The following is a 21,769-nucleotide window of genomic DNA, read 5'->3' as shown; positions in this document are numbered from 1 at the left end:
TGTTTCTTTTTCAATTTCTATTGGAACGCGCGCGACTTGGAGCGGACGACATCGGCCAAAAAGGTCAGGGCAAGCCCCTGTCCCCAGCCTTGAATCCGTTTATACGGAACGTCTTTGTAACCCTGCGCATCCCGCATCACCGCTGTGCCCGCGGAAACGCGTTCCACCCTTCCGTCAGGCGCAACCGCATCTGTAATGGCTGAGAGCGCCTTCTGAACGGATTTATGGTATAGCGAGCCTCTGGACAGCAGGCCGGAAGCAATCCCCGCAGATCCTGACACTTCAAGATATGAATCCGGATCCGTCAGTACGGTGTGCCATAAGCCAGAAGGATGCTGAAGCCTGACAAGCGCGCTCAACAAGTCTCGGAGTGAACCGTCAATGATCATATATGAAGGATGCGTAACGTCGATCAAAGGGAGCGCTTTTGCCATCGTCAAAGCTGCCCATCCGTTTCCCCTTCCCCAAAATATGCCTGACAGATTGTTTTTAGCCACATGATCCCATCCGTGATAATAGAGATTGGTCTCCATATCCTGCAAAAATTCTTCATGGCCGTGATACTGGCGGAGCCCGTCTTCAAAATATTCCTCGCTGCCGACAAGTTTTCCGATTCGGAGAAGGAACAAGCCCGCCATCATCATCGTATCGACCCATGCCTGTTCAGGGAATACATGTTTCTCTGAGTTGACGGTGTGCTGCAAAACCCCGTCTGCGAACCGAGGCGCATCGTGAAGCACATAGTCCGCCATTTGCCGGGCGGTGTCAAGATAACGGTCATCTCCTGTCGCCTGGTAGAGCGACAGAAGGGTATGGCCGATGGATACCCCGTTGATCGACAGCTTAGGCAAGCCGTCTTCAAGCTTTTCATCCGTCCAGTTTTTCAAAAGCTCGAGGTATTCGTCATTTTCGGTTGCTTCATACGCCTCAGCCACACCGTAAAACGCGACGCCGCCCGGCCAATCCCATTCGAAATCCATCTCAAATGTCCGCTTGACGATTCTGTCGATCACTTCATTGAGTTTTTCTTCATCAAAAACAAGCTTTGTCATGCACTCTTCTCTCCTTTTTTATTTTAATCCGCTCATGCTGATGCCTTGGACGATCGATTTTTGAAAGACGAAAAACACGAGAATCACCGGGATGAGTGAGACGACTGACATCGCAAACATCGCCCCCCAGTTAGACGCCGTTTCCGTATCTAAAAACAGCTTTAATGCCAGAGAAACCGGGTAAAGCTCCGGCTTGTTCAAGTAAAGAAGCGGATTGATCAGCTCCTCCCACTTCCAGTAAAACGAGAAGATGGCGGACGTCGCAAGCGCCGGAGCGATCAATGGCAAAATGATTCTGAAAAAGATGCCGAGACGGCTGCAGCCGTCAATCTTTGCCGCTTCATCGAGTTCTGCCGGGATCGTCCTGATGAACTGAATCATCAGAAAGATAAAAAACGCGTGCCCGAAAAATTGGGGAACAACGATCGGCTTGAATGAATTCAGCCAATCCAGCTTTGCAAAAATGATATATTGCGGAATCATCAGCACCTCGTGAGGCAGCATCATCGTCACCATCATGCAGCTAAACCAGAATGCCTTCCCTTTAAACGGAATCCGCGCGAATCCGTAAGCGATGAACGCAGAGGACAAGACCGCGCCGACCGTCGAGAGGCCGACGATGATAAGCGAATTTTTAATAAATGTGATGAACGGCTGTCCGGCGATCCCTTTCCAGCCCTCCGTATAATTGGACAGGATCAAAGGGTCCGGGATGAGCGAATGGGATGTGGCGAATATGCTTGCACTTTCTTTAAACGAGCTTGCGATCAGCCAGATAACGGGATACAAAAGGATGATCGCAAGACCGGCCGTCGCGATATGAAACACAAGATGCCCGGCTGTTTTCTTTCCATTTCCTGCAGGAAGCGGGGCAGGCGCCGCCCGCCCCGAAATGTCTTTAATCGGCTCCACCAGCTACTCCTCCTTCGATTCGTAATGCACCCATAAGGATGAAGTTTTGAACAATATGAATGTGACAAGGCCGATCAGAATCAGCATCACCCATGCCATCGCCGATGCGTAGCCCATTTGGAAAAAGTTAAAGGCCCGCTGGAACAAATAGAGGGAATACAGAAGCGTCCCGTCAAGCGGCCCGCCTTCCCCTTTTGAAATAATGTAGGCCGGCGTAAAGGTCATGAAGGCTGAAATGGTCTGCATCACCAAGTTAAAAAAGATGATCGGGCTGAGAAGCGGGAGCGTAATGAGAAAAAAACGCTGAAACCTGTTTGCACCATCGACGCTTGCCGCTTCCTGATACATCGGCGGGATATTTTTCAATCCGGCAAGAAAGATCAGCATGGAAGAGCCGAACTGCCACACCGACAAAAGAATCAAGGTCCACAATGCGCTTGTCGGGTTCTGATACCAAAGAATTTTCTTGTCAAAACCGAGGAAGAACAAAAGCGCATTGATGACACCGTCATTGCCAAATACATTGCGCCACATAATCGCAACCGCCACACTGCCGCCGATAATCGACGGGAGATAAAAGAGCGTCCGGTAAATGCCGACACCTTTTTCGGCTCTGTTCAAAATCACCGCGATGAAGAGCGCAAACGCGAGGCGCAGTGGAACACCGGCGAGCACGTAATAAAACGTCACTTTCAGCGAGCCCCAGTATTTTTCATCATCGGTCAGCATCGCCTTATAATTGTCAATGCCGACCCATTTGGGCGGGGTGAACAGATCATAGCTCGTAAAAGACAGAAACAGCGAGGCTCCCATCGGAATGACGGTAAAGCACAAAAATCCGATAATAAACGGGGAAATAAAGGCATAACCCGCCAAATTGTCAATTCTTTTTTTTCGCTTCACGTTCACTTCCTCCTGCAATTGATGAGCGGCCTTCCTCCACTTGCCCCGCTTATCATTGTTGATTTCTTTTCAGTATGGCGTCCGCTTCTTTTCTGAACTTCGCGGCTCCTTCTTCAGGCGTGATCTTTTTAAACAAAATTTGGTCTGACGTGTCTTTTAACAGCTTGATGACTTCGGCGCTACCGATCGGTTCAGGCGGTTCCGCTTCCCCCGCGTACTCTGAAGCACGTTCGACATATTCGAAAATCTTTTTCTCCTCTTCACTCAGTTCTGACTTCACCGTTTCCGCTATTTTGGAGGAAACCGGCACGCCTCTTTCTCCTTTGATCAGGGCATTGGCTTTTTCATTGTTAATAAAGAAGTCGATGAATGCTGCCGCTTCTTTTTTTTGCTCGGAGCTTTTCGGAATTGAAAACAGCATGCTCGGCTTTAAAAACAGCGCCTTTTCTTTCCCTTGTTCAGGAGGCAGTTTTAATGACAGGGGCGCATCGGTCAGCTGGGCGAACGCCGCAAACTGATTTGAATAATTCCATGTTGCAGCCGTTCGGCCTTTGACGATAAAATCGTCCTCCATTCCTTTCACTTGCGCGCTTTCATCAGGCGTCGGCGAAGCTTTTTTATCGACGAGCTTCACCTGCCGCTTGAAGTAGTCGACAAACAGCTTGTCGTCTGAATAAGCAAGGCCTGTGCCGTCCTCTTTATAAAAGCGCTCGCCCTTCGTCCTCAGGTAGTACGGGAAAAAGACATCAGGCGGATGCATGCCGTTTGAACCGTATTGCCCTGTCTTCTCCTCGACCTTCAGCGCCAGGTTTTCAAAATCGGTCCACGTCCAGCTGCCGTCGTCAATCTCAACGCCCGCTTCTTTTAGCATGTCGTCATTGGTTATCACCGACAGCACATTCACACCGAGCGGGAAGCCGTATAACTGATCACCGATTTTGCCGCCTTTGATCGTCTTTTCATCAATCGCTTCGGTATTGATCGTCCCGTCCTTGACATACGGAGTCAGATCTTCAAGCTGGCCTTTCTTGCCGTATTGGGAGAGATACGCCATATCCATCTGAATCACATCGGGCAGCTGGCCCGCCGCGGACATCGGGGCAAGCTTTTTCCAATAATCGTCCCAATTTGCAAACTCCGCTTCGATTTTGACATGCGGATGTTCCTTTTCATACAGCTCGATGATTTTTGATGTATAATCATGCCGAGGCTGTCCGCCCCACCATGCGACCCTCAAGGTAACCTTCTTTTTGCCGTCCGCACCGGCCGCCTCTTCAGTGTTTGAACTGCATCCGAACAGGCCGAGCATCAGCAAAATGCAAAAAGAGAAACACACAAACTTTCTCATCAACATTCCCCCCTTAATTTGTAAGTGCTTACATTTCATTTTAAATTCAACTTTCTGTCCCAAAAACTCAAAAAACAGAGAAAAATGTTAAAAAAACAGAGATTCCGTCAATCCGCAAAAAACCGCCGGATAGGACCGGCGGCATTAAAATGTGTTTTCTTCTTTTTTTCGAAATTCTGACGGGGTGAGTCCCGTGTATTTTTTAAAGACAAGACTGAAGTATTTCGGATTGTGGCCAAACCCCAGTTCCTCTGCCAGCGTGCCGATGGCCGTGTTTTTAGACTTCTTCATCTTCGCGATCGCTTTTTCGATGCGCACCTTTGCGACATAGCTTGAAAACTTCTCACCGGTTTCCTGTTTAAACAGCTTGCCGAGATAATCGGGGTTCATGTACAGCATGTTGCGGGCTGCCCATTTTAGCGAAAGCTTCGGATTTGAGGCTTCCTTTTCGATGAGATCGAGCACCCTCCCAATTAAAACCGATGTCTCCCCTTCATCTTGGGCGATCTTTGCGTATGCCTTTTCGTACAAGAAGGAGGCTTCGCTAATATTGCCGCTTTCGCTGAGTGATATCTCAGGTTCAAATCGGAGCAGGCGGCGTGAAAGCTCTTGGACGCTTTTCATTTTTTCCTCAAGCACGGCAGGAGCCAATGCTCCGTCTATTGCACAGACAAGCACTTGGTGAACGCGGGCCGAAGCGATGACAGAACCGTTCAGCACCTCATCCGCAATGGACTCAACGCCATGAGCATAATCTTTATCCTCCCCGTCCCGGACGGAAAACAGGATCAGCCTGATGACCTTTTGCTCTGAAAAGAAGCGCAGGCACGCTTCATCCTCGAAGCGGCCGCCCGTAATCAGCTCTTTTAACATCTGCTTCATAAGATGCGGCTTCATCATCTCCAGATCGGTTTTCACTTTTTGCGCCGATTCCTCTTTTTTCAGCTCGCCGATCACGCTTTGAAGCGAATCTGTAATATGGCTCTCATTGCAGGGTTTGAGCAAATAATGCCTGACTCCGTATGACATCGCTTTTTTTGCATATTCAAACTGACCGAAGCCCGTCAGCAAAATAAACCGGATTGACGGGTGGTCGCGGGACACTTTTTCGATCAGTTCGAGCCCTCCCATCCCAGGCATTTTAATATCGCTAATCACAATGTCAGGCCGCTCTTCCATAATCAGGCGGTAAGCGTCAATCCCGTTTTGGGCGGCTCCGATTAAAGACGTCCCGAACGAATTCCACTCGATCATGCTGGAGATGCCGTCAAGAATAATCCGTTCATCGTCCGCCAACAGCACTTTATACATCATCACACCCCGCTTTGAAATGGTATTTTAATCATCATTTCGGTTCCCTTGTTCTTTTCGCTTGAAATCGTCAAGCCGTACCCTTTGCCAAACATCAGCTGAATGCGTTCATCGATATTTTGCAGCCCGATTCCTCTGCCCCTTGTCCGGACAAGCTCCTTTCTCGCTTTTTCCAAAAAGTCTTCATCCATGCCCGGGCCGTTGTCGGCAACCGTTAAATAAACAAACCCTCCTTTTTGATATGCTTTGATTTGAATATGGCAAGGTTCAATGAAAGGCTCAAGACAATATGTAATCGCATTTTCAGCCAAAGGCTGGAGAACAAGCTTAGGGATGCGGCATTTTTTCACCGATGGCTCAATGTCGAGCTCAAAAACAAGCCGCTCCTCAAAGCGAAACCGCTGAATGGTAAAATAGTGGCGCACGATTTCAGCTTCTTCCTCGATCGTCAGCACGTCGGTTTTCATATTGATGGCATTCCTGAGCAAAAACCCGAGAGATTCCGTCATCTTTGAAATTTGCGGCTGCCGGTTCGTTTTTGCCAGCCAGTTGATCGATTCGAGCGTGTTGTATAAAAAGTGGGGGTTGATTTGCGCCTGAAGCGCTTTGAATTCCGTCTCTTTCAGCATGAGCTGCTTCTTGTAGTTCTCGGCAATCAGTTCATTGATCCGTTCAACCATTGTAAAAAAGTTGCGGTTTAAGACGCTGACTTCATCCTGCCGGTCTAAAGGAGCACGAGTAAGCGGCGCCAGTTTAAAATCGCCGGTTTGGACATTTTTCATGGCCGCCACCAGCTTCTCAATCGGGCTCGTAATGCCCCTGGCCATTTTTCTTCCAAAAAGAACCGCAATCAGAAAGAAGAGGATAAAAAGGGAAATCAGGATCGTCTTCATCGCAGAGATTTTCGAAAACATAGCATCAAAGGGGATCAGACTCCAATACGTCCAATTTTTATACGCTGATTTGACATATGAAACGAAAAAGCGCTGGCCGTTTTCCTCCACAATGTCATATCCGTTTTCTGCATGAGAAGATAAACGGAGTCCATCAGTTTGGCTGAAAGGCATTTCAGAAAAAAACAGCTCCCGTCCGTCCGACATCGCAATCTTTCCCGCGCCTTCCCCCCAGTCTTTCGGAAGGTCGCCAATGACCCGTTTTAAATCAGCGACAATCACCACTGTTCCCAGGTGGTCAAGGTTTAAACGCTCATAGGAGCGGATTTCCCGGACGGATAACAGCTCGCCGGTTTCACCCGGCATAGGCTCCCACGTGTTGCTGCCTTTTTGACGCGACGCTTTTTCGATCAGCGCATTCTTTTGCTCCCGCAATGCTTCGGTTAAATTCGCTCCTGCGGAATACTCGGTGCCGGAAGCATCAAACAAATGAATCGATTTAATGTACCGCTTAGAGCCGGTATATTCGGCCAGCTTATCCCAAATTTTGCTTTTCATCCGGTAGCGCCCGTATTTGTTTTGGCCCCGGCCGGCTTTCAGAAGGTTCGCTTGGATGTCCGCGTCAGTGGTGATTTGATATGACACATCCTCAATCTTTTTCAATTCATCTTCAATGCTTTTTGATGATAACATCAGCACCTGTGACGACTTCCTGTATATCTGCTGGTCATATACACGGAACGCGTATTGAACGCCGCTCAAGATCAGGATGAGCGAAACGGCCATGATCAGTGAAATCAAAATAAACAATTGATCTTTAATTTTCAAATGCTGAAACCGGTTCACCGAACGAACACCTTCATTTCAAGCGTGTGACGGCAGCCTGCTTGTCTGTCCGGCGCCCATCGATTGCACGGAACGCCTGAAACGAGAGCTTCGTCAAAATGAAACTTAAAGCACTGCCGCTGAAAAACAAAAGAAATGTGACATGAAATAAAGCGAGCAGAATCATGCCAAACGCGCTGATCAGCATGAAAAACGAGGTGAGCGGACGGGAAAATCCGATGATGAAGCTGTATTTCAGCACTGCAATCCGTTTTAAATCGTAGTGGACATCGATTGGAAAAGCGTATAAGAGGATGATGGCATAAATGATAAACAAACTGATGAACAGGCTTAAAAACACTGGCTGATCGTGAAAATAGACGACAGCAATTTGAAAATCAACAAACAGCAATAAGCCGACCAAGCCCAATATCAAACCGAGAATGCTTGATTTAGCCAATTTCTTTTTAAACGCCTGAAAAAACGTCTGAAACACCGGAATATCCGTGTTTCCCAGCGCCCACTGTCTTGTCACAGCGAACATCGCGGCAGTCGCCGGCGCTAAACCGAAGATGACTGCTCCCGCCAGTGTAAAACCGATCCACAGCAGATTCAAATAGGCGAGCCGCATCACCCACTCGCAAAATCGGTAAAATCCATTTGCCAACGTGTGAATCATGGTATCCCTCCTTCACTACTTAGTAAACGCTTACAAAAAATATATTTCTCTTCTTTCGAAAAAAATCCTCTTTTCCCCTCTCGCTGACAGACGGAAGAAGGCTTGATCTAAAAGCCCTAGACCAAGCCTTGTTTCCGCTATTTAGCCGATGTTTTAATGTTGACGCCGACCGCCGTTCCGTTTCTGCTTGAATCGGCAACCCCCATAAACGTTTTGTTCTCCCGGTCAATGAAAATGCTTTGGACATTGCCGATATCAACCGGATTCGCACCGAATCTGTGGCCGAAGTCATTGAGCTTCAGTCTGACATCCTCCGGCATTCCGGATTCATAGCGGTACGAAGTCAGGCTGTTCGTATAGATTCTCGGCTCTTCAATCGCATCCTGAAGGCTCATGCCGTACTCAAAATAATTCAAGATCGTCTGGAAAACGGAAGCAATGATCGTCGTGCCGCCCGGGGAACCGACAGTCAGCACCGGTTTTTCGTCTTTAAACACGATCGTCGGCGTCATGCTTGAAAGCGGCCTTTTATTCGGCTGCACTTCGTTGGCTCCGCCTGGAACCGCATCAAAATCGGTCAGTTCATTGTTTAAAAACAGTCCGTACCCGGGCACTAAAATCCCCGTTCCAAAAAGCTGTTCAATCGTTGTCGTATAAGAGACAACATTGCCCCACTGATCCGTGACGGTAAAATGCGTCGTCTCCCCGATCGTTTTATCTTCAGGCTGAGGCACGATTTCATAATTCGGCTCTCCCTCCTCGTATTTCCATGGATCGCCTGCTTTCACATCACGGTTCATCGAATCAAGGCTGATCAGCTGCTGCCGCTCCTTAATATAATCGGGATCGAGCAGCCCTGAGAGCGGAACATCGACAAATTCCGGATCGCCCGCATATGCCGCCCTGTCCGCATAGGAGAGGTGCATCGTTTCCGCGAGCAGATGATATTTTTCAAACGATTTTGGATCGTATTGCGATAAATGAAAACCATCAATCAATTTCAGCATCTGCAGCATGAACACTCCGCCTGAGCTTGGAGGAGGCATGCTTGCGATATCATAGCCGTGGTACTCGCCCCAGATCGGCTTATCTGTTGTGACCTCATAGCGGGACAGGTCATCAGGTGTCATCGAACCCCCGAAATCCTGCACGACATCTGCAATCGCCCGGCCGATTTCTCCATCATAAAAGGCTTTTGACCCTTCTTTCCGTATTAATTTAAACGTCTTGGCCAAATCCTTTTGTACGAGGGTATCGCCTTCTTTCAAAGGTTCACCGTCCGGAAGGAAAATATCCTTTGCGGCCGTTTTGCTCAGCTTGTCCTGATGGTCCTTTATCGCGTCAGCCAAAACCGAATCGATTGGGAACCCTTCTTCTGCAAGCTTAATGGAAGGCGAGATCAAGTCTTTCATTTTCTTTGTTCCCCACTTTTTATGCGCTGCTTCAAGCCCTTTCAGCGTTCCCGGCACACCGACCGCATTTCCGTGTCTCGACCTTTCTGAAAAAGGAATCACCTTTCCGTCTTCATCCAAAAACATGTCAGGTTTGGCACCCTCTGGAGCACGCTCCCTGCTGTTGATAATCGACGTTTCCTTCGTCTCACCGTCATAGACCATCATGAACCCGCCGCCGCCGATTCCCGACATCATCGGCTCTGTTACATTCAGTGCGTACTGGATCGCAATAGCTGCATCAATGGCATTCCCGCCCTTTTTCAAAACTTCAGCTCCGATTTTTGATGCAAGCGGATGGGCCGTAGCCACCATACCGTCTTTTCCGACGGCGACTTTATCACCATCTCCGCCGCTCATGACCCCTTCTGCTTTCGAGACCGGACTGAAAAAGCAACCAACCGCCAAGCAAAACGCAACAACTAAGAAAGCTAACCGTCTCATCAGATCACCTTCCTTTCCAGTTTATTACTACTATAACAGGAAAATGAACTGAAAATAAGGAAAACTCTCAATTTTCTACTTTTTTGAACCTAAACTCCCAAATTTCATAAAAAAATCCTGTCATCCGTTCTTTTGGCACAATGACACAAAAGGAGAAACCGCCTATTACCATCATAAAATCCCGGATGGCAGCTGGTGCTTGCGCCCAACTAAAAGGTGTGAAGATTTTAAAATTAAATGGTTTTTTTCGACTGCACCTGTTTTTTTTCGACAAAAAGTTATATAATATTTTGATGTGTGCATTGTCTCATTTAAACAATGGAGGGTTACAAATGTTGAAAAGAAAAAAGGACAAGTTTTCCGTGCTTTTGACGGAAATTGCAAAAAATTTAGATGAAACAGCTGAGTATTTTGTTAACTATAAAGTGACGAATCAGACAACCCTTAAAGAATTCGCGGATACCTTAAAAGAGTATGAGACAAAAGGAGATAATTATGTACATACGATGATTAAGGAGCTGAACAAAGCATTTATCACGCCGATCGAACGCGAGGACATCCTTCAGCTTACAAACAGTCTCGATGATGTACTCGACGGCATCGAGCACTTTTCAGCCATGATGGAAATATTCTCGATCACATCTTCAGATGAGCATATTGATAAATTCAGCGGCTATATCAGAGAATGCGCAAAAGAAATTCTTGTGACGATTGAATTGCTGGCGGAAAATCGCCTGAAAGAAATTCAGCCGCACGCCATTAAAATTAAAGAATACGAACATAACTGCGATAACCTGCACCGCAAATCGCTGAAAAATCTTTTCGGTAAAGAGACAGATCCGATTAAAGTGATCCAGTACAGAGAAATCTATGAGACGCTTGAAGAAATCGCAGATTCATGCCAAAGTGTAGCAAACAATTTAGAAACCATCATAATGAAAAATGCGTAACGAGGGATTATAATGGATCTTTTATTTGTATTAACCATATTGATTGTCATCTTTGCTTTGGCATTTGACTTTATCAACGGCTTTCATGATACGGCAAATGCGATCGCCACCTCGGTATCGACAAAAGCGTTAAAACCACGGCACGCCATTATGATGGCCGCTGTCATGAACTTCGCCGGCGCCATGACGTTCACAGGCGTAGCGAAAACAATTACGAGCGACATCGCCGACCCTTTCAAGCTGGAAAACGGATCGGTCGTGATCCTTGCAGCTCTTATCGCCGGCATTACATGGAACCTAGTGACCTGGTATTTCGGCATTCCCAGCAGCTCATCCCACGCGATCATCGGAGCGATTGCCGGAGCTGTCATCGCATCGGAAGGATTCGCCGCGATTAAATACCACGGATTTATTAAAATTATCGAAGCACTTATATTATCGCCCATTTTGGCGTTTGTTTTAGGATATTTGATCTACAGCATCGTCAAAGTCATTTTTAAGAACAGCAATCTGGCAAAAACGAATAAGCGGTTCCGGCGCGTTCAAATCGCGACAGCTGCCATTCAGTCCTATACGCACGGCACGAACGATGCACAGAAAGCGATGGGTATCATTACGATGGCTTTAATTGCGGGTAACTTGCACAGTACAACCGACATCCCGTTCTGGGTGCAGTTTGCATGCGCCACGGCCATGGGCCTCGGAACATCTGTCGGCGGCTGGAAAATCATCAAAACCGTCGGCGGAAAAATCATGAAGATCCGTCCCGTCAATGGTGTCTCTGCAGATTTGACGGGAGCCCTCATCATCTTTGGTGCGACGATCGTCCATTTGCCTGTCAGCACGACACACGTCATTTCTTCATCCATTTTAGGTGTGGGTGCTTCCCACCGGGTGAAAGGCGTAAACTGGGGCACCGCAAAGCGGATGTTGATCACATGGGTCATTACCCTTCCCATTTCGGCAACCATCGGTGCATTTGCCTATTTCATACTTGATTTATTCTTTTAATCAGCACACTCCCGTCCGAATCTAGGACGGGAGTTTTCATGTTTAAAAGAAAGCCGGCATAACAATAGAATAGGAACTGCACTATTTCTCGGGAAGAGGGAAACAAGTTATGCTGCTATTTTATCAATTCCTTGTTTGGCTCATTGTTTTGGCGCTGGCTCTGTACGTGGCTGCCGTGTGGCGTTTTGAAAAAAAGCTCACCGAAAAAACGGTCGCCATCCGAAAAACGTGGTACCTGCTTTATGTTATCGGCGCCGTGATTTATTGGACTCACGATCCGCAGTCGATTTTCACGAACCCGCTTCATTACCTGATCGTTGCCGTTTTTTTCACGCTGACAGACGCTTTTATTTTCTTAAACGCCTACTTTAAAAAGCTCGGCAGCTCCGAACTCGCGACAGACACAAGAATGCTTCTCGAAGAAAACAACGACCTCCTCCACACATATCAAAACAGGCTGAAAACGTTTCAATACCTATTGAAAAACGAACCGATCCACATCTATTATGGAAGTATAGAAGCGTATGCAGAAGGCATCGAAAAGCTCATCAAACGGTTTGCCGAAAAAATGAATATATCCGCTGCACTTTGCGAATATAATTCAGAAGAAAGCAAGGATCATTTGCTTGAGCATATGGAAAACCGGTTCGATGTTCAAGAAAAGCTTGAGCGCAAAGACGTTTATTATGAAGAAAACGGAAAAATGGTCCTCATTCCTTTTTCCATCCACGATTTTGACTATGTCATGAAGTTAACCTCAGAAGACCTTGTCACAGAATTTGATTATCTCCTGTTTACTTCTTTAACAAGCATCTATGATCTTCTGCTACCAAACGAAGAGGAAGGTGACAACTGATGGAACCTGCTTTTCAGCAAGACCAGGAAACCGCAAAAAAGCGCCTCGCCTTTAAAATGTTTAAAAAGCAATCCAAAACCAATATCGCGAAATACGAAGTCAGCCCCCATACCGAACGGATTTTCCGGCAAAACGAACGGCTGATCGGCGAGTATAAAAGAAAAAAAGCTTAAACGAGGACGGGAAAATTTCTCCCGTCCTTATTCCGTTTTCCCGTTTCATACATACAATAAACCAATCAACTAAAAGCGCTGAATTAGGTGATGCTGTGAAAAAACTGAAAAAACAAGTCAAACACGTCGATTTCGCAAAATTTGGCCTGTCAGACTATACCTCTCTTCTCAGAAGAAGAAGCGAGAAAATCATTAAAACGCTGAACAGAAGAAAAAACAAACCGTGAAGCTTGCACTTTCACCCTCCTTCTCTGCTGAGAAGGGGGGTATTTTCATATCCCGAGCAGCATCCTTCGCATCATAAAGTATGCCCCTGTCCGCCTTCTCCAACAGGTTGAGGCAGCTTTTCAGAACGTATCGGTTTCACAAACAAAGCGACGCAAATAGAACCTGCCACCGCCAGCCCTCCCGCAAGCAAAAAAGCGCTTGTGAAAGCCCCGGTGTACTCGACGATGTACCCTGTAACCGTTGGACCGATTATGCCGGACGTATTGGCAAGAAAGTGCATGAATCCGCTCACGCCCCCGACCCTGTCCGGATGAACGATATCCTGTATAATCGCCCAGTAGGTGATGCCGGTCAAATACAAAAAGAAAACCGATAGTGCGACAAGTGCAACAGCTCCAAACGCGGTAGTGACAAGCCCGGCAAATCCAATGCATACCGCCGCAGCCAAAAGGCAGCATACAAGCACGGCTTTTCTTGAAAACATCTGTTTGCCCGTCAGCTTGAACAGATAATCTGAAATAAATCCCCCAAGCGCAAGACCCAGAAATCCGACAACCCACGGTATAATCGTTGCAACGCTCATATCGTGAATGCTCAGCCCCCGGGCTGTCGTTAAATAGCTCGGAAACCACGTTAAGAAAAAGAACAAAATATAGTTATAGGAAAAGAATGCGAACGCTGTAAACAGCACGGTCGGCTGCTTCAAATAAAAAGAAAGCGGGATGCCGGTGTCCTTTTTCGGACGCGCTTCTTTTTCAGGGGACAAACTGCGGGAATCGTCCGGCTTATCTTTCATGAATTTCATCCAGAACCAAGTCCAGACAAGCCCGATGATCATGATCAACACAAAGGAAGCTTTCCACCCCCAATGGATGGCGATCAATCCGACGATCGGACCTGAAATGGCTCCGCCGAGCGGCGTTCCGCACATCGTCATGCCGAGCGCCCTTGCTCTTTCTTTTTGCGGAAACCAATTGTTGACCGACTTGCTCGTTGCTGCTGACAGCGGACCTTCCCCCATGCCGAAAATGACGCGGATGATGAACAGTGAAACGAAATTATAGGTCAGTGCAATGGCGCCGCTGAAAACCGACCATACGACCATTGCAGCCGACAGCGTATGTTTCGCTCCGTATTTGTCTGATGCCCAGCCGCCGATAAAATTAAAGATGGCATATCCGATGAAAAAACTGCTGAACAGCATGCCCATCTGCGACGGACGTATGTTCAAATCTTCCTGAATAAAAGGAGCAGCGACAGACAATGCTGAACGATCCAAATAATTAATCACTCCCGCCAAAAAAAGCATCACGATGACAAACCCGCGGCCGTTTGAAAACATGGGCAACCCCCCTCTTTCCAAATTTAGAAAACGCTTTCATTTCGTACGATCTTACAGATGGATCAACACTTTCACAGGATTGGTTTCCGGAGCAAGTGCTGATTGAAATCTGTCAACAACATCGCGGAACGCCATCTGTCCGGTCACAAACCGGTTCGCATCTGCTCCGCCATCCCTGATGGCTTTCATCACCGACTCAAAATCGCTTTTTAATGCGTTGCGGCTGGATAAAATCGTCAGCTCCCGCTTGTGGATTTCAGGATCGGGCATGGCCAGATGGCCATTGACCAGTCCGACATAGATCAGCCGTCCCCCGTGTGCGGCGTACTGATAAGCGCTGTTCATCGATGCAAGGTGCCCTGTCGCGTCAAAGACAGCCGTCGGAAAGTCTCCGTTCGTCAACCGTTTGATCTCATCTGCCGCATGTTCTCCCGCTAATACAACTTCATCGGCTTCAGCCCATTCGCGGCTAAATGTGAGGCGCTCTGTTCTAACATCCATCGCGATGACTTTCGCCCCCTTCAATTTTGCGAATTTCATCACGCTGAACCCGATGGGCCCCGCTCCAACGACAAGCGCCGTTTCCCCTTTTTTGATATTTGCCCTTTCTGCAGCGTGGGCGCCGATGCTCAAACATTCAACGACGGCGGCTTCGCTGAGCGTCAGTCCTTCTGTTTTCAGCAGGTGGTCTGCCGGAATGTTTATGTATTCCCGCATTCCCCCGTCTGTATGGACACCGAGGACGTTCAGATCCACGCAGCAGTTGGGCCGGCCGTTCCGGCAGGCGATGCATGTCCCGCATTCCAAATAAGGAATAATTGACACTTGATCGCCCGGCTTGAGCGTTCCGCCGGTATCATCGATGCTGACAATTTCACCTGACAGTTCGTGTCCGAGCACTCTTGGATAAGAGAAAAAAGGCTGTCTTCCGCAATAAGCGTGAAAATCCGTCCCGCAAATTCCGATCCGTTTGATGCGGACCAATGCTTCCCCATCCTTTAGTTCCGGCATTTTCACATCCGTCATTTTAAAATGATAAGGCTTTTCACACACAATCTGCTTCATGTACCGGCCTCCCCTTTATCGCGTTTTTAGACACCGGCATAAGCCGTAAATCCGCCATCTACCGGCACTGTTATGCCGGTAACAAACCCGGACATATTCTCATCCGCCAGCCAAAGCAGCGTCCCCAGCAAATCTTCCGGTTTGCCGAAACGCTTCATCGGGGTGTGAGAGATGATCTTCTTTGCTCTATCGGTAAATTCGCCGTTTTGATCAAGCAGAAGCCGTTCATTTTGATTGGTTAAGAAAAATCCCGGAGCAATGGCGTTGACTCTGATCCCCGTTTCGGCCAGATAGACGGCCAGCCATTTCGTAAAATTGTCGATGCCCGCTTTCGCCGCGCTGTATGCAGGCACTTTCGTCATCGGAGTTTGAGCGCTCATTGAAGAAATATTGATCACAGATGCCCCTTTTTGATTCAGCATCATTTTTGCAAATTGCTGTGTTGGAATGAAAGAACCGAGGAAGTTTAAATTGAGAACAGAACCGACATCATCGCAGTTCAGATCAAACAATGTCTTGATGTTGTCCTGGAAGAGGTGCTCGGAGTTGAATGTTTCATCTGATGTCGTGCCATTGGGGTGATTGCCGCCGGCCCCGTTCACCAATAGATCACAGCCGCCGAATCGGTCGGCCACAACGCGTTTCGCCTGTTCAACGCTTCGTTGATTGATGACATCACACTCAACGGCAATCGCTGCGCCGCCGGCTTTTCGAATAGCTTCGGCCACGAGTTCTCCTTTTTCAACGGTTCGATTAAGAATGGCAACATTCATACCCTGGCGGCCGAGCTCTCTCGCCATCGCGCCGCAAAGCACCCCGCTGCCGCCTGTGATGACCGCAGTTTTTCCCGCTAAATTTTCATGGATTTCAAGCATTGTGAAGCCTCCCGTTTTTCTCTATTAAGCGAATCCCATATGCCCCATAAATACATGATACCGAGCGCCCTGTCATACAGACCGTAGCCGGGCCTGCACTTTTCATCCCAGATGTGGCGGCCGTGATCCGGACGCACATAGCCTGAAAAGCCCGTTTCATGATAGGCTTTGACAATCCCGCAAATGTCAACGGTGCCATCTTTTGTTCTGTGCGATGTTTCGATAAAATCGCCGTTTTCATAGACTTTGACATTTCGGATATGGGCAAATGGAATCCGGTCGGCATACGCATGGATCATCGCGGAAAGATCGTTTTCGGGGTTGACGCCCAATGAACCGCTGCACAGTGTTACGCCATTCGCCGGATGATCGACAAGCTGAAGCAGCCGCCCGATGCTTTCTCCTGAAGTCATGATGCGCGGGAGTCCGAAAACCGGCCACGGCGGATCATCGGGATGGATCGCCATTTTGATTCCGCAGCGTGCGGCGGTTGGAATGATGCGTTCAAGAAAATAGTGAAGATGGCTCCACAGATCCTCCTCCGTCACATTTTGATAGGCTTCAAACAGCCTTGTGAGATGCTCCAGCCGCTCCGGTTCCCAGCCGGGCATCGTGAATTCGGGGTGATTGGCGATTTGATCGACAAGCGCAAAAGGGTCGATTGTGTGCACCTTTGCGTGCTCATAAAACAGAGCGGTGGAACCGTCTGCAGCCTTTTTATACAAATCGGTCCGCAGCCAGTCAAATACAGGCATAAAATTATAGCAGATCACTTTTACGCCGGCTTTGGCCAAATTTTCAATCGTTCGCTTGTATTTTTCAATATACAGATCTCTCGTCGGCAGCCCGAGCTTAATGTCCTCATGGATGTTAACGCTTTCAACAACCTCAATGTGAAAACCGTGCTGTTCACATTGCCGCTTCACTTCTAAAATTTCTTCCAATGGCCATTCTTCACCTGGCGGCTGATGATGAAGCGCCCAAACGATTCCCTCTACACCGGGAATCTGCCTGATCTGCTCAAGGGTGACGGAGTCGTTTCCTTCTCCATACCATCTGAAAACCATTTTCATCACACTTCCTCCTCACCGATTCAATAAGATAAAATGATCTTTGTGACCTGATGGGGACAGTTTTTCGCTTTTTTCAACGCCTCTTCTATTTCCATAAAAGGCATGATCTCAGTGACAAAAGCCCGGGCTATTTCAGGGTTTTCATTCAAAAATTGAATAACGCCGGGAAATTGATTGACGCTATGTTTTGTTCCATAAATTTCAATATCTTTCTTTGTGAGAAGAAGGCCCGGAATCGTCACATTCTTACCCGTTAAGCCGACAATGACAATGCGCCCGGCGGCAGCTGCCAAACGGATTGATTGCTCAATCGTCGCGGGAATCCCGGCTGCTTCGAACACAATCCCCGCTCCTTCTCCGTCTGTCAGCTTCAGAATCATTTGCTCGGCATCCTCTTCACCAGGCCGAATAACGGCATCCGCACCGAATGCCTTGGCAAGCTCAAGCCTTTCCCGTACTGGATCAACAGCGATTACACGGACGTCAAAATGCTTTTTAATCTGTGCCAAAACCGTCAACCCGATCGGACCCATTCCCAATATGACAATCGTTTCGCCTGTTTGAATATCTGCCCGCCGAACCGCCTGCGCTCCGATTGAAAACGGCTCGCACAACGCGGCGGTTGCAAAATCCATTTGCTCAGGAATCGGATGGACATGCGTTTCCGGAACAATGATAAAATCAGCGAACCCTCCTCTGCGAACCGACCCGATCATATCGATGTTCACACAGGCGTTTGTTCTCTCTTTCCGACAAGGGTAGCAGCCTCCGCACGGAATAGCCGGTTCAATTACGACCCGTTCGCCTGCGGATCGCTCCTTCACACCGGCCCCCGTTTTTTCAATGATGCCTGCAAGCTCATGGCCAAAGATCTGAGGGTACTGTGCATATGGATTTGAGCCGTCGTAAAAATGCACATCACTGCCGCAAATCCCGGCGGCCTTTACCTTGACAAGGACTTCGCCGTTGGCCGGTTCGGGACGCGGAATGTCGCGAAATTCGATCGAAAAAGGCTTCGTCATCACCGCAGCTTTCACATCACCACTCCTTTTAAAGCGCTTACTTTTTGAAATAACCGGGAAACTCATCAATGAGCATCTGTTTATCGACGATGACCAGCTGCAAATGCTCTTCGGCAATCTCCTTAGCTTTTGCCTTCTGTTTTGTTCGAATCGCTTCTGTTAATGCCGCGTGCTGCTGATGGATGGTGTTCCAGTTAAAATCGGCGGCAAGCCTTAAAAAGCGGATCCTTTGGAAGGGAACGTTCATCTGCTGAATCGCAGCCCAAACATTCGCTTTTCCGCAACCTTCAAAAATCGTCTGATGAAAGGCTTCATCTAATTCAAACAAACTTTCATAGTTTTTCTGCGCGATCGATAATTCCTGCATCTTTACATTCTGCTCCAACTTAAACATAGCTTCCTGCGGAAAGTCTTCACACGCCAGTTCAGCTACAGCCTTTTCCAGGTTTTCCCGCATAAACCTCGCTTCCTCCACCAGATCAAGATCAATCAGCGATACGCGGGTTCCTTTCTGCGGATAGACTTCGAGAAGCCCTTCTCTTGACAGCTGCAAAAAAGCCTCTCTGACCGGAGTGCGGCTGACTTCATACCGTTCTGAAATCTCTTTTTCCGATATCAGCTCAGCCGGCACCAGCCGAAACTTCATGATGTCTACCTTCAGCATCTGATAGATTTGGTCTCTGACAGAACGCGAGTTTAATTGTTTCATTGTCATGACTCTCACCTCCTCTCTGCCATACTACCATACAAGTATGGTTGTGGGATAGATATTTTTTGAAAATTTTAAAAATATAAAGGAACTTTAAAAGTTCCTTTATTTCAAGAGGGCCATCATTTTCGCTTTTGTCTTCGGTCCGTATATCCCGTCCGCTCCCAGACCGTACATCAGCTGAAAACGTTTCACCGCATTTGCCGTCTTCACTCCGTAGTATCCGTCGATCCCGTTGTTTTTGGCCCCTTTATCAGGGTAGTAATAAAGAGCCGCAAGGGCTGTCTGGATTTGTGTGACGGCTGTTCCTTTCATCAGCGGGCTTTTCACCTTATAAATGCCGCCCGGAAGGGTCCACGTCTTGCTCTTGCTGTCCGCTGAAGCTTCAGCGGCCGAAAGGGCTTTTTCAGTTGAAGGACCGTAAATGCCGTCGGCTTTAATTCCCGCTTTCTTTTGCAAAGAAACAACCGCTTGCACCGTCTCGTCTCCATAGCTTCCGTCCGCACCGTATTTGGGCAGCGAAAAACCGGCCGCGATCAAGCGCGTTTGCAGCTTTTTCACATGAGCACCTGACATTCCTTTTTTGAGGATAATGCTGGACGATGAGCTTGCCTGGCTGGTGGAGGCAGCCGATACGGAAACGGTTTTCCTCCCTAAAAGGGAATCTACTCTTTTACGGAAAGCTGACAATTGGCCGGCATCTCTCACCCACGGGGTTGGACAACTTTTGTTGGTGACATCGTAATGGCGGACAATCCGATCTGTGGACAAACCGTATGTCTTGCACAAATCCGCTACAAGCTCTGCCGCATTGCGCATCGTCTCTTCATGGATGGCACCATCTTTTTCCACGCACATTTCGACCCCGAGCGCCGTGGTATTGGCATTCGGCTTCAGGAAGCTGACATAGCAGCGGTTTTGATCATGCGCATGATAAGCGACTTCATGATCGGGAATAATATGCTGCACCTCATGGCGATCGACAAAATAGTGAGCCGACGCATAACGATTGTCAGCAATGCAGGTGCCATTGAAATAATTGCGCTCGTTTAAAGCCGAAGCCCCGGGCGTCGCCGTCCAATGCATGACGATGCCTTTGACTGCCGCAAGCTTCAGCCCGGGACGGGTGTATGGATTGACTTTTACAAAGTTATTGATTACTTTGACCAATTAAAACACTCCTTTTCAAATTTAAAAAAACTGCCGCCGGCAGCTCCTAAAAAAAAAAAGCCCTTTTACAAAGGACTTTTAATCTGCACTATATTTTTTCTTTCGAATAACAACACTGGTAAGTTTCTTTAGTGTTGTTAATGGTGATGTAACAAAAATACTGATTTTCGAGAAGACATTTGATCCTAACAAAGCTGAGATCAAAATTGCAAACCCGAAGTAAACTATAAATTGTGTATCAGCTTTCCAATCGGCCATGAACTCCGTCCTTCTCAATAAAAATACAAAGACAGGATGGAACAAAAAAATGGTAATGGAATGGTCTCCCCATTTTGTTAAAACACTTCTTTCTCCCTTTACACTCGTTAATATAAGTAAGCAAAGCCACCCTGATAATAGATAATGCAACATTATTTTCGCATAGTAACTTTCTCCTTCATTTAAGAATCGCTCCATTCCGAAACTTCCTCTGAATAATGATTCCAAATTAGGAGTGTATTGAATATAGAGAATAACTGCAGCCGCTGTAACCGCCAATAACCCTTTTGCTATACTTTCTGGGATTGACTCATAAATCATTCTCAATTTATTTTTGGAAATGAAAAATCCCGCGAAGAAAAATGGAGCAAAAGAAATTGTACGCTGAAAACTGAGTGTATATGAGGTGAAATTCGGATATATTTCCTTTATAAACTCAACGACAGGCTCAGTATACCAGCGCGAATAAAAGCCAAGTGCAAAAACAATCAGAAAGATTATTGTCTTGCCAACTTTCCCCGGTCTTAACCAATGGATACCCCACGCCAAAGCATACCAAAAAATCATGCTTACGATATACCATAAATGAAATTGAGGTTTACCAAAATGAAACTGCAAGGTTTTGTAATCACCTATAAAATATAAGTACCAATCAAAAAATGATTGAAAAATAATATACAATATAAAGAAGTTGATTATTTTGCTTACTGTTGCTCTTTTGGCTAAAAAACCGCTTATAAAAATAAATAGAGGCATATGAAAAGCATAAATCAATACAAAGATTTGATAGTAATTACCCTTATACAATTCGATTAAATGTCCAAAGACTACTAAAAATATTAGCAATCCTTTAATGTTACTTATTTTCAAGTCTTTTTCTATCAACAGGCTTCCCTCCTTTTTTAAGGATATACGAAGGGAAGCAGCAGTACAATAGTGATTATTTTTTTAATATGCCTTGTTCTTTAAGGGTTTCTTTCTGCCTCCGACCTCTGCTCGTAATATAATTATTTTTATACCATGCAATAAGTGATGCGGTAATTGTAAAAGCAGCAGACCCGGCCACATACAGAGCGTCCGCCAGTGTATTAATCTGATCTTCACCAATCGGCAAAACCGGCTTACCAAACATGATCAGCGTCTGATTGACCAGCGCAATAAAAAGAAGCACAGTCCTGACGACCGTGCCTTTGTCGATATGTTTCATCATCTTGTCCTC

22 protein-coding genes are annotated in these 21,769 nt (G+C 47.1%); 5 read left to right on the top strand and 17 right to left on the bottom strand.

Annotation, left to right across the window (positions count from 1 at the left end):
- Window positions 1–17: 17 nt before the first annotated feature.
- The 8 genes from BTA31_RS08290 to ggt form a co-directional block, all read right to left on the bottom strand.
- Window positions 18–1,052 carry a glycoside hydrolase family 88/105 protein gene (locus tag BTA31_RS08290; protein ID WP_076790712.1) on the bottom strand — a complete coding sequence of 345 codons (1,035 nt, stop codon included), beginning with the start codon at window positions 1,050–1,052 and terminating at the stop codon, window positions 18–20.
- Between the two features lie 18 nt (window positions 1,053–1,070).
- The gene (locus BTA31_RS08285) at window positions 1,071–1,880 is read right to left on the bottom strand and encodes a carbohydrate ABC transporter permease (RefSeq protein WP_239693160.1); all 810 of its coding nucleotides are present in this window, start codon (window positions 1,878–1,880) and stop codon (window positions 1,071–1,073) included.
- 87 nt (window positions 1,881–1,967) lie between these two features.
- Window positions 1,968–2,885, bottom strand: coding sequence for a carbohydrate ABC transporter permease (locus BTA31_RS08280; RefSeq protein WP_193427218.1), 918 nt, complete (start codon window positions 2,883–2,885; stop codon window positions 1,968–1,970).
- Between the two features lie 34 nt (window positions 2,886–2,919).
- Window positions 2,920–4,221, bottom strand: a complete 1,302-nt coding sequence (locus BTA31_RS08275) for an ABC transporter substrate-binding protein (protein WP_043925308.1) — start codon at window positions 4,219–4,221, stop codon at window positions 2,920–2,922.
- Between the two features lie 138 nt (window positions 4,222–4,359).
- Window positions 4,360–5,526 (bottom strand): response regulator, encoded by a 1,167-nt coding sequence (locus BTA31_RS08270; protein ID WP_043925307.1) that lies wholly within the window; start codon window positions 5,524–5,526, stop codon window positions 4,360–4,362.
- A gap of 2 nt (window positions 5,527–5,528) precedes the next feature.
- Window positions 5,529–7,265 carry a sensor histidine kinase gene (locus BTA31_RS08265; RefSeq protein ID WP_076790702.1) on the bottom strand — a complete coding sequence of 579 codons (1,737 nt, stop codon included), beginning with the start codon at window positions 7,263–7,265 and terminating at the stop codon, window positions 5,529–5,531.
- Between the two features lie 13 nt (window positions 7,266–7,278).
- The gene (locus BTA31_RS08260; RefSeq protein WP_076790700.1) at window positions 7,279–7,923 is read right to left on the bottom strand and encodes a YesL family protein; all 645 of its coding nucleotides are present in this window, start codon (window positions 7,921–7,923) and stop codon (window positions 7,279–7,281) included.
- A gap of 137 nt (window positions 7,924–8,060) precedes the next feature.
- Entirely contained in the window at window positions 8,061–9,818 is a 1,758-nt protein-coding gene (gene ggt / locus BTA31_RS08255; RefSeq protein WP_076790699.1) for a gamma-glutamyltransferase, read from the bottom strand.
- A 332-nt stretch (window positions 9,819–10,150) separates the two neighbouring features.
- On the opposite strand from ggt, the gene BTA31_RS08250 reads away from it, so the two are divergent.
- The 5 genes from BTA31_RS08250 (at window position 10,151) to BTA31_RS23270 (ending at window position 13,035) form a co-directional block, all read left to right on the top strand.
- Entirely contained in the window at window positions 10,151–10,768 is a 618-nt protein-coding gene (locus BTA31_RS08250; RefSeq protein ID WP_003180884.1) for a DUF47 domain-containing protein, read from the top strand.
- Between the two features lie 12 nt (window positions 10,769–10,780).
- Window positions 10,781–11,779 carry an inorganic phosphate transporter gene (locus BTA31_RS08245; protein ID WP_076790697.1) on the top strand — a complete coding sequence of 333 codons (999 nt, stop codon included), beginning with the start codon at window positions 10,781–10,783 and terminating at the stop codon, window positions 11,777–11,779.
- Window positions 11,780–11,888: 109 nt separating this feature from the next.
- A complete protein-coding gene (locus tag BTA31_RS08240; protein WP_076790695.1) occupies window positions 11,889–12,635 on the top strand; it encodes a type II toxin-antitoxin system SpoIISA family toxin in 747 nt (248 codons plus the stop codon).
- Window positions 12,635–12,808, top strand: a complete 174-nt coding sequence (locus tag BTA31_RS08235; protein ID WP_076790689.1) for a type II toxin-antitoxin system SpoIISB family antitoxin — start codon at window positions 12,635–12,637, stop codon at window positions 12,806–12,808. Before BTA31_RS08240 ends, BTA31_RS08235 begins: the two co-directional genes overlap by 1 nt.
- 95 nt (window positions 12,809–12,903) lie before the next feature.
- Complete coding sequence (locus BTA31_RS23270; protein ID WP_003180875.1) at window positions 12,904–13,035, top strand: hypothetical protein; 132 nt, start codon at window positions 12,904–12,906, stop codon at window positions 13,033–13,035.
- A gap of 71 nt (window positions 13,036–13,106) precedes the next feature.
- Here the strand turns inward: BTA31_RS23270 and BTA31_RS08230 are convergent, their stop codons facing one another.
- The 9 genes from BTA31_RS08230 to BTA31_RS08190 all read right to left on the bottom strand — a co-directional run bounded on the left by BTA31_RS08230 (window position 13,107) and on the right by BTA31_RS08190 (window position 21,757).
- On the bottom strand, window positions 13,107–14,378 hold the full coding sequence (locus BTA31_RS08230) for an MFS transporter (protein ID WP_076790688.1): 1,272 nt from the start codon (window positions 14,376–14,378) through the stop codon (window positions 13,107–13,109).
- Between the two features lie 51 nt (window positions 14,379–14,429).
- Window positions 14,430–15,443, bottom strand: a complete 1,014-nt coding sequence (locus BTA31_RS08225) for a zinc-binding alcohol dehydrogenase family protein (protein ID WP_076790686.1) — start codon at window positions 15,441–15,443, stop codon at window positions 14,430–14,432.
- A 26-nt stretch (window positions 15,444–15,469) separates the two neighbouring features.
- Window positions 15,470–16,318, bottom strand: a complete 849-nt coding sequence (locus BTA31_RS08220; protein WP_076790915.1) for an SDR family oxidoreductase — start codon at window positions 16,316–16,318, stop codon at window positions 15,470–15,472.
- The gene (uxuA, locus tag BTA31_RS08215; protein ID WP_076790684.1) at window positions 16,294–17,391 is read right to left on the bottom strand and encodes a mannonate dehydratase; all 1,098 of its coding nucleotides are present in this window, start codon (window positions 17,389–17,391) and stop codon (window positions 16,294–16,296) included. Before uxuA ends, BTA31_RS08220 begins: the two co-directional genes overlap by 25 nt.
- A gap of 20 nt (window positions 17,392–17,411) precedes the next feature.
- Window positions 17,412–18,428 (bottom strand): zinc-binding alcohol dehydrogenase family protein, encoded by a 1,017-nt coding sequence (locus BTA31_RS08210; RefSeq protein WP_076790682.1) that lies wholly within the window; start codon window positions 18,426–18,428, stop codon window positions 17,412–17,414.
- 22 nt (window positions 18,429–18,450) lie between these two features.
- Window positions 18,451–19,128: a GntR family transcriptional regulator gene (locus tag BTA31_RS08205; RefSeq protein WP_076790680.1), complete on the bottom strand. Its 678-nt coding sequence runs from the start codon at window positions 19,126–19,128 to the stop codon at window positions 18,451–18,453.
- Window positions 19,129–19,227: 99 nt separating this feature from the next.
- Window positions 19,228–20,292, bottom strand: coding sequence for a peptidoglycan recognition protein family protein (locus BTA31_RS08200; RefSeq protein WP_076790678.1), 1,065 nt, complete (start codon window positions 20,290–20,292; stop codon window positions 19,228–19,230).
- 78 nt (window positions 20,293–20,370) lie between these two features.
- Window positions 20,371–21,435 carry an acyltransferase family protein gene (locus BTA31_RS08195; protein ID WP_076790676.1) on the bottom strand — a complete coding sequence of 355 codons (1,065 nt, stop codon included), beginning with the start codon at window positions 21,433–21,435 and terminating at the stop codon, window positions 20,371–20,373.
- Between the two features lie 55 nt (window positions 21,436–21,490).
- Window positions 21,491–21,757, bottom strand: a complete 267-nt coding sequence (locus BTA31_RS08190; protein WP_041817189.1) for a phage holin — start codon at window positions 21,755–21,757, stop codon at window positions 21,491–21,493.
- Window positions 21,758–21,769: the final 12 nt, after the last annotated feature.

The organism is Bacillus haynesii (assembly GCF_001969855.1).
GTDB classification, from domain to species: Bacteria; Bacillota; Bacilli; order Bacillales; family Bacillaceae; genus Bacillus; species Bacillus haynesii.
This window is presented reverse-complemented; position numbering and strand designations above follow the sequence as displayed.